Origin of the sequence: Pseudomonas sp. TH41, assembly GCF_016650695.1 — a bacterium.
In the GTDB taxonomy this organism is placed as follows: Bacteria; Pseudomonadota; Gammaproteobacteria; order Pseudomonadales; family Pseudomonadaceae; genus Aquipseudomonas.
On the sequence record NZ_JAEKFH010000003.1, the window covers coordinates 459,851 to 475,695 of the forward strand.

The following is a 15,845-nucleotide window of genomic DNA, read 5'->3' on the forward strand; positions in this document are numbered from 1 at the left end:
AGTTTTTTGTCAGGCCTGCATTTCGCTGATGCCGACCTGTTTCAGAGCTGCAGCCAATGCCTGGATCTGCTGCTTCTCAGTGTTTTCAAGTTGTTGAAGTTGCTCTCCCAGGGTCAATGCACCGAAAACACCGTGCAGCCCCTGAGCAGCATCGCCGGTGCGCTGGATCGACCTGTCGCCGAACCCGTTGAGTGAACTGTCGCCACTGCTCGATTCGTGGCTGAACAGACTCGACAGCGTGCTGGCACCAAACACCCCGCCATCACCGCCACCAAAACCCAGGAAGCCGTGGCCGGAACCCTCCCCGCCGCTGTCGCTGCTACTGAACACCTGAGCGATAAAGCTTGAGCTCAGTGCGCCACGACTGATGAAAATATCCCCCAGTGGGCGGATGCCATCGCCCAGTACCCGCTGTTCGAACAGCGGCGCAAACGTTAGCGGTGAACCGAGATTACCGTTTGGTGGCGTGAAGATAATCGGCTGCAACGGCACGTCTGGCGCACGCTGCGGCGGTGCCGGGTTGCTGATCTGCGGGTCGCCGGCCGAGACCACGACGCTCGGTGGTGTCACCGCAGGCACTGCGGTCAGCGTGTTGATTGCGAAGTTGTTGGAAATTGCTACGCCAGTGCCTGCGTTCCCGGCGCGATCGGTCACATTGCTGCTGTCCAGCCCGATGAAGTTGGTCGTATCGTTGATATTGGCCGTCGGGGTCAGCGTGGCGGTCCAGGTCTTGCCTCCATTGCTGCTGCTCAGGTTGGTGAGAATGCCGTTGGCCACACTGATGTCGGACAAATCGAAATGCTCCACCGCTTCGCTGAAGGTGAAGGTCACCTGCGAAGTCTGGCCGATGCCCAGGTTCGGGTTGTCGATGACGATGGTCGCGGTGGGGCGATCACTGTCCAGCGCATAGTTGTTGGAGATGGCCAGTCCTGTCCCGGCATTGCCTGCAGCGTCGGTTACGGTGCTGTTGTCGAGCACAATCAGGTTGGTCGCGTCAGTCACGTTTACTGTCGGAGTGAACGTCGCGGTCCAGGTCTTGCCACCGTCACTGCTGGCCAGGTTGGACAGTACACCGTTGGTCACGCTCAGGTCGGACAGATCAAAACCGGTCACCGCTTCGCTGAAGGTGATGGTCACCTGCGAGGTCTGGCCGATGCCCAATAGAGGATTGGCCACCACAATGGTCCCGGTGGGATTATCGGAGTCGAGCACGTAGTTGTTGGACAGGGTAACGCTACTGCCAGTGTTACCGGCGCTATCCAGCACATTGGCGGTGTCGAGCACGATCTGGTTGGTGGCATCGTTGATAGTGGCGGTCGGCGTCAGGGTCGCAGTCCAGGTCTTGCCACCGTCGCTGCTCAGCAGATTGGACAACGTGCCATTGGCCGCGCTGAGGTCGGACAGCGTGAAACCACTGACCGTCTCACTGAAGGTGATGGTCACCTGCGAAGTCTGGCCAATGCCCAGCAGCGGGTTGGCCACCACAATGGTTGCGGTTGGACGCTGGGTGTCGATGGCGTAGTTGTTCGAATCGGTGCTGCCGCTGCCAACGTTACCGGAAGCGTTTTGCACACCGGTATTGTCCAGGGTGATCAGGTTGGTCGAATCGGTAATGCTGGCGCTCGGGGTAAAGGTCGCCGTCCAGGTCACGCCGCCATCGCTGCTGCTGACTGCGGTCAGCGTACCGTTGGCGATGCTCAGGTCAGCGTTGCTGAAGCCGCTCACCGCCTCGGAAAAGGTGATGGTCACCAGCGAGGTTTCGCCGATGTTTAGCGCGTTGTCGGCCACCACAATGGTCGCCGTCGGGCGCACGGTGTCGATGGTGAAGTTGCCCGAGTCGGTGGTGCCGCTACCGGCGTTGCCGGCCAGGTCACTCACGCCACTGTTGTTCAGGGTGATGAGGTTGGTCGTATCGTTGATGCCCACGGTCGGGGTGAAGGTGGCGGTCCAGGTCACGCCGCCATCGCTGGAGCTGACGTTGGTCAGAGTGCCGTTGGGCACGCTCAGGTCGCTGTTGTCGAAACCGCTCACTGCCTCGGAGAAAGTAATGGTCACCAGCGAAGTCTCGCCCACGGCCAGGGCCGGATCGGCGACTACGATGGTTGCGGTCGGCCGCTGGCTGTCGACGGTGTAATTGTTGGAATCGACGGTGCCAGTGCCCGCGTTGCCCGCCAGATCACTGACGCCCGCGCTGTTCAATTGAATGAGGTTGGTGGTGTCGGTAATTGCGGCGGCCGGGGTCAGGGTCGCGGTCCAGGTGATGCCGCCATCACTGCTGCTCACCGCACTCAGCGTACCGTTGTCGATCGTCAGATCCGCATTGCTGAAACCGGTCACTGCCTCGGAGAAGGTGATGGTCACCAGTGAAGTTTCGCCGATGGCCAACGCAGTGTCTGTCACCACGATGGTCGCCGTCGGACGCACGGTGTCGATGGCGTAGTTGTTCGAATCGGTGCTGCCTGTACCGACGTTGCCGGAACCGTTCTGCACGCCGGTATTGTCCAGAGTGATCAAGTTAGTGGCGTCAGTAATGGCGTTGCTCGGGGTAAAGGTCGCCGTCCAGGTCACGCCGCCATCACTGCTGCTGACCGCGGTCAGCGTGCCGTTGGCAACCGTCAGGTCAGCGTTGCTGAAGCCGCTCACCGCCTCGCTGAAAGTGATCGTCACCAGCGAGGTTTCGCCGATGTTCAGCGCGTTGTCGGCCACCACGATGGTTGCGGTCGGGCGCACGGTGTCGATGGTGAAGTTAGCGGAATTGGTGATCCCGCTGCCCGCATTGCCGGCCAGATCGGCCACGCCACTGTTGTTCAGGGTGATGAGGTTGGTGGTGTCGTGAACGCCGGTGGTGGGCGTGAAGGTGGCGGTCCAGGTAGTGCCTCCATCACTGCTGCTGACGGCGGTCAGGGTGCCGTTGGGCACGCTCAGGTCGCTGTTGTCGAAACCGGTTACCGCTTCACTGAAGGTGATGGTCACTAACGAAGTCTGACCGGCTGCCAGCGTTGGCGAGGCGACCACAATGGTTGCGGTCGGGCGCTGGCTGTCGATAGTGTAAGTATTGGAGTCGGTGGTAGCGGTACCGGCGTTGCCGGACAGGTCGGTAATCCCGGTGTTATCCAGAGCGATCACATTGCCGCTGTGGGTGACGCCGTTCACCGGGCTCAGTGTGGCAGTCCATGTCACGCCACCATCGCTGCTACTCACCGCACTCAGCGTACCGTTGTCGATTGTCAGATCGGCGTTGGTAAAACCGCTGACCGCCTCGGAGAAGGTGATGGTCACCAACGAAGTCTGACCGATCCCCAACGCAGTGTCTGTCACCACGATGGTCGCCGTCGGACGCACGGTGTCGATGGCGTAGTTGTTCGAATCGGTGCTGCCTGTACCGACGTTGCCGGAACCGTTCTGCACGCCAGTATTGTCCAGGGTGATCAGGTTGGTGGCGTCGGTAATGGCGTTGCTCGGGGTAAAGGTCGCCGTCCAGGTCACGCCGCCATCGCTGCTGCTGACCGCGGTCAGCGTGCCGTTGGCAATCGTCAGGTCGGCGTTGCTGAAACCGCTCACCGCCTCGGAAAAGGTGATGGTCACCAGCGAGGTGTCACCGATTTTCAAGGCGTTGTCGGCCACCACGATGGTCGCGGTCGGGCGCACGGTATCGATGGTGAAGTTACCGGAATTGGTGGTGCCGCTGCCCGCATTGCCGGCCAGGTCGGCCACGCCGGCGTTGGCCAGGGTGATCAGGTTGGTCGTATCGTTGATGCCCGCAGTCGGCGTGAATGTGGCGGTCCAGGTGATACCGCCGTCACTGCTGCTGACCGCGGTCAGGGTGCCGTTGGGGATCGTCAGGTCGGCGTTGGTGAAGCCGGTCACCGCCTCGCTGAAGGTGATAGTCACCAGCGAGGTTTCACCGGCAGCCAACGTCGGGTCGGCCAGCACGATCGTGGCGGTCGGACGCTGGGTGTCGATGGCGAAGTTATTCGAGTCGGTGCTGCCGGTCCCGGCGTTGCCAGACAGGTCGGCCACGCCGGTGTTGTCCAGGGTGATCAGGTTAGTGGCGTCGGTGGTGCTGGCGCTCGGGGTAAAGGTCGCCGTCCAGGTGATCCCGCCATCGCTGCTGCTGACCGCCGTCAACGTGCCATTGGCAATCGTCAGGTCGGCGTTGGTAAAACCGCTGACCGCCTCGGAGAAGGTGATGGTCACCAACGAGGTTTCGCCGATTTTCAACGCGTTGTCGGCGACCACGATTGTCGCGGTCGGGCGTACGGTGTCGATGGCGTAGTTGTTGGAGTTGGACGTACCCAGGCCAATATTGCCCACCGCGTTTTGCACACCGGTGTTGTCCAGGGTGATCAGGTTGGTGGCGTCAGTAATGGCGTTGCTCGGGGTGAAGGTCGCCGTCCAGGTCACACCTCCATCGCTGCTGCTCACCGCAGTCAGCGTGCCGTTGGCAATGGTCAGATCGGCGTTGGTAAAACCGGTAACCGCCTCGCTGAAGGTGATGGTCACCAGCGAGGTGTCACCGATTTTCAAAGCGTTGTCGGCGACCACGATGGTCGCGGTCGGGTGCGCGGTGTTGACCACGTAGTTGCCCGAGTCGGTGGTGCCGCTGCCGGTGTTGCCGGCCAGGTCACTGACCCCCGTATTGCTCAAGGTGATCAGGTTGGTCGCATCCGCTACCCCGTCGGCCGGGGTGAAGGTCGCGGTCCAGGTGATGCCGCCGTCGCTGCTGCTCACCGCGCTCAACGTGCCGTTGGCGATGCTCAGGTCGGCGTTGGTGAAGCCGCTCACCGCCTCGCTGAAAGTGATGGTCACCAGCGAGGTTTCACCGGCAGCCAATGTCGGGTCGGCCACCACAATCGTGGCGGTCGGACGCTGGGTGTCGATGGCGAAGTTGTTCGAGTCGGTGCTGCCGCTCCCCGCATTACCGGCCAGGTCGGTGACGCCGGTATTGTCCAGGGTGATCAGGTTAGTGGCGTCAGTGGTGCTGGCACTCGGAGTAAAGGTCGCCGTCCAGGTGATGCCGCCGTCACTGCTGCTCACGGCAGTCAGGGTGCCGTTGGCAATGGTCAGGTCGGCGTTGGTGAAGCCGGTCACTGCCTCGCTGAAGGTAATGGTCACCAGCGAGCTCTGGCCGATGGCTAACGCCGTGTCCGCAATCACGATGCTCGCCGTCGGGCGCACGCCATCGATGGAATAGTTGTTGGACGTGGTGGTGCCGGAGCCGGCGTTGCTCGCCAGGTCCTGTACGCCGGTGTTGTCCAGGGTGATGTGGTTGCTGGCGTTGGTGATGTTGGTCGTCGGGGTGAAGGTCGCGGTCCAGGTGATGCCGCCGTCGCTGCTGCTCACCGCACTCAGGGTACCGTTGGCAATCGTCAGGTCGGCGTTGGTGAAACCGGTCACCGCTTCGCTGAAGGTAATGGTCACGGGTGAGGTCTGGCCGATGCCCAGGCTGGTCGTGCCGACCACAATGGTCGCCGTCGGCCGTAGGGTGTCGACCGCATAGGTGTTCGAATTGGTCGTGCCGCTACCGGCATTGCCCGCCGTGTCACTGACCCCGGCATTACTCAGGGTTATCACGTCGCCGGTATGGGAAACCGTTGAGGTCGGGGTCAGGGTCGCGGTCCAGGTGATGCCGCCGTCGTTGCTGCTCACCGCGCTCAAGGTACCGTCGGCAACCGTCAGGTCGGCGTTGGTGAAACCGGTCACCGCTTCGCTGAAGGTAATGGTCACCAGGGACGTTCCCCCGATGTTCAGCGCACTGCTGGCGACCACGAGACTCGCGGTCGGTCGCACAGTGTCGACCGCATAGGTGTTGGACGTGGTCGTGCCGGTGCCGGCGTTGGTCGCGGTATCGGTATAGAGGGTGTTGTCCAGGGTAATGACGTTGCCGCTGCTGTTGTTACCGGCGGTCGGCGTCAGGGTCGCGGTCCAGTGGATGTTGTCGCTGGTGGTCAGGTTGCTCAGGGTACCGTTGGATGCCGACATGTCCGCCAGGCTGAAACTGCTCACCGCTTCGCTGAACGTAATGTTCACTGTCGAGTTGACCGTGGTGCTCAACGTCGGAGCAACGACTGTGACGGTCGCAGTCGGGCGCACGGTATCGATGGCATAGTTGTTGGACGAGGTGGTGCCGGTCCCCGCCGTGCTCGTCGACACGCTGCTGACGCCGGTATTGTCCAGGACGATGTGGTTGGTGGCGCTGGTGGTGCCCGCGCTGGGGGTGAAGGTCGCGGTCCAGGTGGTGCCGCCGTCGCTGGAGCTGACCGAGCTCAGGGTGCCGTTGGAAATCGTCAGATCGGCGTTGGTGAACCCAGTCACCGCCTGGTTGAAGGTAAAGGTCACTAAGGAGGTGCTGCCGATGTGCTGGGCGGTGTTGCTGAATACGATGGTCGCGGTCGGGGCCGGATTGTAAGCGGTGTTCGCCGTTGCGCCGACATCGTTGAACAGGCCGTTGACTGCTGTTGGTTTGTTGCCTGCCGAGGCGCCGGTGGCCAAGCCACCGTTACCACTGGCACCGGTGTTGGACGCACCGCCCAGGGCCGCGAAGTTGGACGCCGTGATCAATACCGTGCCTTTGTTCCAGATGGCACCGACACCCAGGCCCCCGTCACCGCCATTCAGAGCAGTGCCGCTGCCGCTCGCCGAGCCGCCACCGCCGCCGCCGCCGGCACCGATGTTACCGGTAATCGAGCTAGTGCCGACGATGGTCAGGGTGGCGCCGCTGGCGTTGTAGATACCGCCGGCCGCTCCGCCGCCCTTGCCACCGGCACCATTCCAGCCGGAACCACCACCACCACCGCCGATCGACAAGGCGCCAGAGGCCGCTGTGCCGCCAGCGGAACCGTTGGTATAACCGTAGATGCCGGTCGAACCGGCACCACCGCTGCTCGAACCGCCGTGGCCGCCCATGGTTCTGTAGCCCCCCCGTGCCACCCTGGTTGGCGGTGCCCGCAGTTCCGGCGTAGACACCGCTCCCGGAGCCGGTAATGCCACCATGCCCGCCGTTGCCCCCGCCCACCGCGCCACCACCGCCACCGCCACCGCCGACATCGCCACCGGTCACACCACCGCCACCACCGCCACCCGAGGCTGCGTTCGCTGTCACGCTGACGTTATTCAGGGTCAGGTCACCGAAGTTACTGATCCCCGCCCCCAACAAATTGGCCGCGGTAGTACCGTTACCGCCATTGCCGCCGTTGCCGGCCATCAGTCCGTTGGTGATGATCAGACCGTCGAGGGTCGCAGTGACCCCGGCATTGACCTGGAGCACCCGGGTCTTGTGCTGACCGTTGAGGGTCACATCGGCAATGCCGTCATGGTTCAGATCACCCTCAACCGTGACGTTCTTGGTGATGGTCAGTTGCGAGTTCAGATTGATAGTCATGGTGGTGCTGAAGGTAACCGTGTCACCCGCCACGGCATCGATCAGGTCCTGACGCAACGAGCCGACCCCACTGTCACCGTTGTTGGTGACCGTCAGGGTCGCGAGGCCGTACTGATAGGCGGCCATGGACTGGGCCGACAGCACGTTGTGGCTCTCGATGGTGCCGGTGGCGATTTCCAGGTTCCAGTCGCCACCCAGACCGGTACGGTTGGTCGACGCGGCAATATCACGCCCAGTGTATTGCGCCAGAGAGTCGACAAAGCTGATGCCCTTTTCACCTGCGGCGGTGTTGCAGGCGTAGATCAGAATGTCGCCGCCGACGTTCATGTCCTTGCCGATCTCGGCCAGCACGGCGCTGCGGGCCGCCACGTTATCGGCCGACAGGTAAGTGTCGCCCAGCCACAGGTCGCCGGTATTCCCGTGGGCGATGATTTCCACGGTACTCACACCGTGATGGGTATCCAGATAATCAGCGATTTGCTGCAAACCATCCTTGGTCGGGTCGAGCTGGACCACCTGGGTGCCGGGTGCCACGCCTTTGAGCAGGCTATCGGCGTCCTTGATGCGCGAGTCGACGAACACCACGCTCTGGCCGGGTACGGCGGTGGGCGTCGCAGCAGGCGCAGGCGTAGCCGCTGATGTGTTGTCCGTCTGGCCGTGGGTGTCCTTGCTGGCCACCGGGTGGTCGGCAACCGGTGCCTTGGCAGCGTCCGCCGTGGCGTGGCTGTCAGCTTGGGCGGCGGTATCGGCCACCGTGGCCGCCACTGCGCCGTCGAACAGCATTCGCGGCTCCAGGGACATGATCAATGGCGATACCAGGACGCGTGCGCCTTCCGTGACCCGCGATTTGCCTTTGCTCCACCACATGCTGCTCACCCAGACTCGAACGCTCTTACCGCGCAAATGAAAACGCCACGATCAACTGATCGCGGCGTCGGCTTTCATACGAATGACATTGGCAGCGCTGGCAGAGCCATCGAGCCAAAAGGACAGTTCAGCGTATTGCGCAAATAGGTCCGGCGGCAGAATGGTGCGCCGTGACTCCAGGGAAACCCTGGATCTGACTTTGTGCAGACCTGCAACCCCAAGTGCCTGGTCGAACTCAGGCGCATCGTAGGCCAGGTGGTTGAAATCATGTTCGAACCAGGGTTCGCCGATGAAATCGTAGATCAACCGCATGACCCGTTCGGGGGCCTGGGTCAGCAGGTCGTAATCGACGATCAGCAACGACTCGGCGTGCTCGCCGTAATAGGCTTCCTTGAGCGCAGCCCAGGCAAATCCCACCAGGCGATTGCGCTGCGCCAGCGTTTCGCAGCGGCTGTACACCGTGTTGCGCTCGACCGCATCGCCGAACAGTTTGGTATTTTCAAAAGGATTGGCGCGATACAACCGTTCAAGGCTGTCCATGACCCAGGCGACATTGCGCACGCAGGCGATGACCTTGGCCTGGGGAAACAGATCGTTCAGCGCCGGGAGCCGCGAGCTCCATTGGCGATTGGTGTCGAAGACGATCTGCTTATCGGCCTTGTCGGCGTAGTAGGAATCGAACAGCCCCCGCAGCAAGCGACGGCGCAACGGTGTGTCGATCACCGCACCGAACTCGCTGCCGGCACTGCACTGATCGAGAATGCCGCTGAACAGGGCACCGACGGGGCTGGTCATACCGGCGTGAAAACGCGGGTTCTGCAAGAGGATCGCAGAAAGCAGGGTCGAGCCTGAGCGCGGCAAGCCGGAAATAAAATGGAATTGCTGCAATCCTTTCACCGTAGCCTGAAGTCCCTTTGTAGGGCGAAGCATAGCTTATGCAATGCTTTCCGACTAATGGTGTTCTGATATCAAATCGAAGCAAGAACCTGTCAATAGCCGCGAAATGTCCCTGCGCTAAAAACCACTCTCCCTCACGCCCAATGCCGCCAATCGGCGCCAGGCGGTACCCAACAATGACTCACTGCGCCCCTGCAACACCACCAGACCACGCAATGGCTGCACCGGGGTGGCAATGCTGTCGAGGACTTTGAGCCGCACCGCGTATTGCGCTTGCACAGGCTCGGCGCGCTGACTTTGATCGCGGCGCACGGCGATCGGTCCGTGGTGGTCGGAGGTCAGCGCTTCCTGATCGACGACCGCCGCGCCGTTGGCGTCAATTTCAGTCAGCTCGACCGCTACCGCCGGGTGCATCGGGTCTTCGGCGATAAACCGCCCTGTCGCACCGGGTACCACCCGCCACAGCTCGGCTTCGGCCAAATAACCGCGCAGTCGCGCGCCCTCTTCGACAACTCGAACCAAGGTGTCTTTGGGCGACAGCCAACGGCCAACGGCCAGTTGCGGCAACAGATCGCGCACCTTCCCAGTCTGAGGGGCCCGCAGCAGCAGGCGTTCGCGCTGCGCCGCCAATCCTCGATACTCGGCCACCGCCTCCGCCAGCCGCTGCTCGACGATACCCGCATCAGCGGCGGTTTCGCTGCGCCCGGCCTGACGCCGCATCTGCAATTGCTGGATCTCGATTTCCCGGCGCACGATGGCCTGACGCGAATCCAGGTCCGGCGACTCAAGCTCAATCAGCACATCGCCCTGAGCAACGATCTGTCCATCGCCGACATTCAGCTGTTTGACCCGTGCCGCCACCGGCGCATGCAAGGCACTGACTCGGCCAGCCTCCAGCATGCTAGGCAGCTCCACCGCGCTGCGCCACGGCAGCACCAGCGCGACAATCACCGCCAACAACCCCAAGCCACTGAGCAACGCCCGCGGTGCATGGGCCTGTTCGCGGCGGCTCCACCATTCGCGCCACTCGCGCGCAACCGGCAAGAAGATGAACCACACCAGCTCGACCATCATCAGGAAGATCCCCAATAACTTGAAGAACAGGTGATACACCGCCAGCGCAATTCCGAAAAACAACACCGCGCGCCACAGCCACGAGCCATACCCCCACCACAGCAAACGTCGCTGCATCGATGGCGACCAGGGCTCCGGTGCCGGCGCACCGTAACCAAATAACGCCTCACGCAATCGCCAACGACACAAGGCAAATGCCCGGCCCTGGAGGTTATCCACCCCCCAGAAATCACTGAGCAAAAAATAACCATCGAAGCGCATGAACGGGTTCAGGTTGACTGCCAGCGTGGTGAGCCAGGTCGCGCTGGCGAGCATGAACGCCGCCGTACGCGCGGGTCCGTCCGGCAACAGCGACCAGGCGAGCAACGCGATACACGCCAGCAGCAATTCGGCAAGCACCCCGCCCGCGCCGATCAGCAAGCGCGCGCGACGATCATTGACCCGCCAGGCATCGCTGACATCGGTGTAAAACATCGGCAGCAGCACCATGAACGCCACCCCCATACTCTGCACCCGGCAACCGGCACGCTTGGCCATGAAGGCATGGCCGAACTCGTGACAGAGCTTGGCGAAGAACAGTGCCGCGCCAAACGCCAGCGCACCACCGAGGCTGAACAAGTGCGGGAACGTCGCGATAAAACGCTGCCAGTCCCGCAACACCAGAAACACTCCCAGGCCCAGAGTCAGTGGCAAACCGTAGCGCAGCGCACCAGGGCCAAAACGCGCGAGCCATGGCCACGCACGATTGAGGAAAGCGTCAGGGCGCCACAGTGGAATCCGGAAAAACAGGTATTGGTGCAGCAAGATCTGCCACACACTCTGACGCTGTGCGGCTGCCTTGATGCCATAACTGGCGCGTTGTTGCGGGTCGAGGGCGGAGATCAAGTCGTGGGCCCGCAAAAAACTCAGCAGATGCTCAAGCTCCGTGGCATCCAGTGGCAAACCCGGTTCGCGATTGGCGGCGCGCAGCACTTGCTCGGGATCGCCCAAAGACCAATGACGCAGCAAGCGCATGGCCGCGGCCCCGAGTTTGAAGTAGCGCCCGCGCAGCGGATCGGCCAAGGTCCAGCGCGGCGACCCGTCCAGCGCCGGAGCGGCCATCTGCAACTGTAAATCGGCGCGCAGGCTCGGTAGCGTCATCTAGAGGCCTACGCTTTGACGCAAACCGGCCAGCGGCTTGCGCAACAGATACAGCACCAATGGCGCGCGATCGCCGAAGATTTTCGCCGTACCGCGCAAGCCGATACGCGGCGGCGCTGCCTCGAAACTGGCATCGAGCCGATAAGCCAACTGCCCGCCGGCAGTCGGTTGCGCCTCGTAGGCCGAACGTTCGAGTCTGGCCAAATGACGTTGCAGTGGGTCGCTGTCGAGAAACAGCGCCACCTGTGCGCCCGGTTCCAGTGCAATGGCATCACCGACCGCCAGCTCAACGCGCAATTCCGCCTGACTCGGATCAGCGATTTCCATCAGACGCTCGCCGGTCTGCACCGGTTTTCCGGTCCAGCGCTCGGCGTCGGCGAACACCGCAATACCGTCGCGTTCGGCGCGGACTTCGCTGCGCTTGAGCAGTTCGCGGGCGTAATCGCGTTCAGCACGTTTCTGCTCAACCCTGGCAGCCAACAAATCAATTTTCGAACTCGACTCGGCGTCGGTAAAGGCGCGCTGGGCGTTAGCCTTGAGCTCGGCTTCCGCCACGCCCAAGGCACGATCGGCGACATCGGCCTGGGCTTTGAGCGTGGTGCCTTCGAAACGCAACAACAAGTCGCCGGTCTTCACACCCTGGTTGGGTTTGACGAGGAATTCGGCGATCACCCCGTCCAACGGCGCCGCCACCACCCGACCGCCGAGTGGCACGACTTCGGCCGGCGCCAGCACCGACTGACGTACCGGGATCAACAAGCCCAGCAGCAACACCGCCGCCAAGGCGACCTGGCGTTTGCGAGTCCAGCGCAGGCGCCACGGTTGACGCGGTTGCAGCGCCAGCCAGGCGTGGCTGAACGTGTCGCCCAATTGCGACAGCAGCACTTGCTCGGATGGGTTCCACGGCACATCACGAGCCAGCCACAAACCGCCAAATACCTCGCCCTGATGATCGATCATCGGCAGCCAAAACACCTGTGAAGCGGAAAGGCTTTGCCAGTCGGCCTGAATCGAGCCGCTTAACGCAGTGGCCGGTACAACCCGCGCCTGTTTTACCAGGTCGAGCTTGAACAACTGCGCCACCGCTTGTTCGACGAACGCCACAAATGGCGCATTCGGCTCTACGACGCTGACGCCCGTGACCGCGCGCACCTTGCCGGCGATCAACAGCGCCGCGTGACGAAAACCGAACAAGGCCTGGCCGTCGTTGGTCAGGCTGTAGGCCAGCTGTTCGGTTGTGCGCGCGGCGCGCGTCTGGCGCTCCAATTCCAGAAAGCGCGCAAAGACCTGCTCGGCACCGCCAGTGACGGGCGCGTTCACTTGAGCTCCGCGAAGTGCGCCGTGCCGCTCATCCCGGCCAGCAAACCGGCGGCATTGGGTAGCGTTGCGACCAGCAGCAGAGTCTGACTGCCTTCATCGATCCGCGCACCGAGGCGTTTGACCGTGGCATCGAGCGGCTGACCGGTTTCATCGGGAACGAAGCTGAAGGTCTGCCCGGGCTTGAGTTTGCCCATCCAGCGCGAAGGCACCAGCAGATGGATTTCCAGGCTGCGGTTGTCAACGATGTCCAGCAGCGGCGCACCGGCGGCGACGCTTTCATAGCGCTGGACCTTGCGTTCGACGACCTGACCGTCAAACGGCGCAACCACGCTGCAGCGTTTGACCTGAACCTGATAAACCTGGGATTGCGCCTGGGTTTCGCTGAGTTTGGCTTCGGCTCGCGCGACTTCGAAGCGCCCGACCGAGTTCAATGAAGCGAGTTGCTTGTTGTGGGCCAACTCTTCACCGGCACCACGACTGGCAGCTTGCGCGGCATTGAGCTGCGCCTGAAAGGCCGAGCAGTCGAAACGCGCCAGGGTGTCGCCTTTTTTGAAGGACTCGCCTTCACTGAACGGCAACTCGACAATTCTGCCGGGCAATTCACTGGCAAGCACCGCTTGATCGCGGGCGCGCAATACGCCTCGAGCCTCGCTGGCAGCAGGTGTTTGTGCACCAGGTCTCGCACTCTCTAACAGTGGGTCAACCTCTGCGGCTGTTTGCGCTTGTGCCGAGCATGCCAGAAAGGACAATCCATACACCCATCCATGAAAACGCCGCATATCCGTAACTCCTGACGAATTCGCGAAAGTCTACGGCAGCGCAAATAAACGTCAAGCCTGTAGCCTCATACCTTCCCTGAGCACCGCCGAGACAGCAACACAAAACCCCCGTGTTCTCATATGACCCTTTTTCAGACGCCAGAAACCACAAAACCCCTGACTTCTTTCGAAATCAGGGGTTTTGTGTACATCGAATTTGGCGGTGAAGGAGAGATTCGAACTCTCGATACAATTTCTTGTATACACACTTTCCAGGCGTGCTCCTTAAGCCACTCGGACACTTCACCGTATCTCGTCAAACATATTCAGTCTGTCGAGGCGCGCTAATGTAGTCGAAAGCTTTTCTGATGGCAAACTTTTTTTTCAGAATTTTCATGCGGTTAGCGATTTAGTCGTTCCGGCGGATTCCGGGCCATGGCAAACCTGCCAATCTCTGGCTTCGCGCACCCTTCTATATAGAAGGGAATGCGCTGCTGGCATGGAGGGCGACGCTTGGCGGGCAGTAAAACGGTGACTGATGGGTCAGTCACCGCGCTTTACCTGGCCTACGGCGGTGGGTAACGTCTGTCCTACTTTACTGAAAGGAATAGCGTCATGAGTGAGTTGATTTCCTACCATCTCGAAGACGGTATCGCGACCCTGACCTTGAGCAATGGCAAGGTCAATGCCATCTCCCCGGATGTGATTGCTGCGTTTAACGCTGCGCTGGATCAGGCGGTGACTGATCGTGCAGTGGTGATCATTACCGGTCAGCCCGGGATTCTGTCGGGCGGTTATGATTTGAAGGTGATGACCGCCGGCCCTAAAGAAGCGGTGTCGTTGGTGACGGCCGGTTCGACCCTGGCCCGTCGTCTGTTGTCGCACCCCTTCCCGGTGATTATGGCGTGCCCTGGGCATGCGGTGGCCAAGGGTGCGTTCCTGCTGCTGTCGGCGGATTACCGCATTGGCGTCGACGGCCCGTTCAGTATTGGCCTGAACGAAGTGCAGATCGGCATGACCATGCACCACGCCGGTATCGAGCTTGCTCGTGATCGTCTGCGTAAGTCGGCATTCCATCGTTCGGTGATCAATGGCGAGATGTTCAATCCGCAGAGCGCCGTTGATGCAGGTTTCCTCGACGTGGTGGTCTCGGCCGAAGAGCTGCAAGGCGCCGCCCTGGCGGCGGCCCGTCAGTTGAAGAAGATCAACATGACGGCCCACAAGAACACCAAGTTGAAAGTACGCAAAGCGTTGCTGGAGACGCTGGACAACGCGATCATCCTGGATCAGGAGCACATGGGTTAAGCCCAAACGCGCTGTACGAAAAAGCCCGACCGTCGTGTCGGGCTTTTTCGTATGCGACTCGTTTAAATTCCTGCAACCGCTCTAGAACACGTCTGACCATTAAGTCGGAAACATGCGCTCAAACATCGGCTATCTCCTACCTCTATAGCGGCAATTGCCGAAGACAGTGCACATCCGTACACTGCGCCACCTTTTGTACCGGTGGGGCCTGTAAATGCTGTTTGTGTTCCGTATGTTATTGATGAGCCTTCACTTTATTGTGGCCGGTGTGCTTGGGGTGATTCTCGGTCTGTGCCGACCGTTTAACCCGGACAACAGCCGCTTGTGCGCGCGACTGTATGCCTTGCCGGCGATGTGTATTTTGCGTCTGCGGGTGAAGGCTGAAGTCGGGCCATTGATGGATAAACCGGACAGCTGCGTCATCGTCGCCAATCACCAATCCAACTACGATCTGTTTGTGTTCGGCAACGTGGTGCCCCGCCGTACCGTCTGCATTGGCAAGAAAAGCCTGAAATGGGTGCCACTGTTTGGTCAGTTGTTCTGGCTGGCGGGCAATGTGTTGATCGATCGCGGCAATGCGCATAAGGCGCGTCAGTCGATGCTGACCACGACCCACACCCTGCAAAATGAAGACACCTCGATCTGGGTCTTCCCGGAAGGCACACGCAACCTCGGTGAAGACCTGCTGCCGTTCAAGAAAGGCGCCTTTCAGATGGCAATTGCCGCCGGTGTCCCGATCGTGCCGGTGTGTGTCAGCACCTACGTCAAACACATGCGATTGAACCGCTGGCGCAGTGGGAAAATTCTGATCCGCTCTTTGCCGGCGATTCCTACGGCTGGACTGAGCCTGGATGACATGCCGCTGCTGATTGCGCAGTGTCGCGAGCAGATGCGCGAGTGCATCGCGTCGATGGATCGGCAACTGCAAGCTGCCTGATGAAAAAACCCGCCCTGTGCGTAATGTCTGTAGGAGCGAGCTTGCTCGCGAAAAACCGGAGAGCGCATGGTTGCACCCGTCGGCCCGCGTCATCGTTAACGACCATCGTCGGATCGCCGCCCGGAGCAAGCTCGCTCCTACAGCAGATTTCACTGACTCTGAAGCA

General features: G+C 61.3%; 8 protein-coding genes and 1 tRNA gene. 2 read left to right on the plus strand and 7 right to left on the minus strand.

Annotated elements, in window-relative coordinates; genetic code table 11:
• Positions 1 to 9: 9 nt before the first annotated feature.
• The 7 genes from JFU37_RS04790 to JFU37_RS04815 form a co-directional block, all read right to left on the minus strand.
• Entirely contained in the window at positions 10 to 6,807 is a 6,798-nt protein-coding gene (locus JFU37_RS04790; RefSeq protein WP_242485740.1) for an Ig-like domain-containing protein, read from the minus strand.
• Complete coding sequence (locus tag JFU37_RS31020; protein ID WP_446738851.1) at positions 6,689 to 8,248, minus strand: DUF4347 domain-containing protein; 1,560 nt, start codon at positions 8,246 to 8,248, stop codon at positions 6,689 to 6,691. Before JFU37_RS31020 ends, JFU37_RS04790 begins: the two co-directional genes overlap by 119 nt.
• Before the next feature lie 51 nt (positions 8,249 to 8,299).
• Positions 8,300 to 9,145, minus strand: a complete 846-nt coding sequence (locus JFU37_RS04795) for a sulfotransferase (protein WP_201113485.1) — start codon at positions 9,143 to 9,145, stop codon at positions 8,300 to 8,302.
• A 117-nt stretch (positions 9,146 to 9,262) separates the two neighbouring features.
• Positions 9,263 to 11,359, minus strand: coding sequence for a biotin/lipoyl-binding protein (locus JFU37_RS04800; protein ID WP_201113487.1), 2,097 nt, complete (start codon positions 11,357 to 11,359; stop codon positions 9,263 to 9,265).
• Positions 11,360 to 12,679, minus strand: a complete 1,320-nt coding sequence (locus tag JFU37_RS04805; protein WP_201113489.1) for an HlyD family efflux transporter periplasmic adaptor subunit — start codon at positions 12,677 to 12,679, stop codon at positions 11,360 to 11,362.
• On the minus strand, positions 12,676 to 13,458 hold the full coding sequence (locus JFU37_RS04810; RefSeq protein ID WP_201113491.1) for an efflux RND transporter periplasmic adaptor subunit: 783 nt from the start codon (positions 13,456 to 13,458) through the stop codon (positions 12,676 to 12,678). Before JFU37_RS04810 ends, JFU37_RS04805 begins: the two co-directional genes overlap by 4 nt.
• Positions 13,459 to 13,655: 197 nt before the next feature.
• Positions 13,656 to 13,745: transfer RNA gene (locus JFU37_RS04815), tRNA-Ser, on the minus strand.
• A 307-nt stretch (positions 13,746 to 14,052) separates the two neighbouring features.
• On the opposite strand from JFU37_RS04815, the gene JFU37_RS04820 reads away from it, so the two are divergent.
• Together JFU37_RS04820 and JFU37_RS04825 are read left to right on the plus strand one after the other, a co-directional pair.
• Entirely contained in the window at positions 14,053 to 14,742 is a 690-nt protein-coding gene (locus JFU37_RS04820; protein WP_201113493.1) for a crotonase/enoyl-CoA hydratase family protein, read from the plus strand.
• Between the two features lie 214 nt (positions 14,743 to 14,956).
• Entirely contained in the window at positions 14,957 to 15,679 is a 723-nt protein-coding gene (locus JFU37_RS04825; RefSeq protein WP_201113494.1) for a 1-acylglycerol-3-phosphate O-acyltransferase, read from the plus strand.
• The last annotated feature ends 166 nt before the right edge of the window (positions 15,680 to 15,845 follow it).